The organism is Corynebacterium sp. ACRPJ, from assembly GCF_022347345.1.
GTDB classification, from domain to species: Bacteria; Actinomycetota; Actinomycetes; order Mycobacteriales; family Mycobacteriaceae; genus Corynebacterium; species Corynebacterium tuberculostearicum_D.
In genome coordinates, this window is the sequence record NZ_JAKRNC010000048.1 from 1 (window position 1) to 528 (window position 528).

Sequence of the window (528 nt, forward strand, 5' to 3'; positions counted from 1 at the left end):
CCGGGGTGTCAGTGCCCGGGGTATCGGTACCCGGGGTGTCAGTGCCCGGGGTATCGGTACCCGGGGTGTCAGTACCTGGGGTGTCAGTACCCGGGGTGTCAGTACCTGGGGTGTCAGTACCCGGCGTATCGGTACCCGGGGTGTCAGTACCCGGGGTGTCAGTACCCGGGGTGTCAGTACCCGGGGTGTCAGTACCTGGGGTGTCAGTACCCGGGGTATCGGTACCTGGGGTGTCAGTGCCCGGGGTATCGGTACCTGGGGTGTCAGTACCTGGGGTGTCAGTACCCGGCGTATCGGTACCCGGGGTGTCAGTACCCGGGGTATCGGTACCCGGGGTGTCAGTACCCGGGGTGTCGTGTCCACCGCCGTCCTTCGGAACAGTCTGGTCCTTATCGTTGATGTCCTTGTGCTCAGCAACGTCGTTCGGCTTCTCCGGAGTGGTATCCGGAGTGTCCTTGCCATCCTTGTTGACCTCAGTAGAGGTGAGCTCCTCGAAAGCAACCGCAGCCTCAACCGGCTCAGCCTCAA

At 63.3% G+C, this 528-nt stretch carries 1 protein-coding gene; it reads right to left on the reverse strand.

All coding sequences use genetic code 11. The features are described 5' to 3' along the window. The coding region (locus MHY08_RS11635; protein ID WP_239236785.1) for a hypothetical protein at positions 1 to 528 on the reverse strand (528 nt) is incomplete at both ends.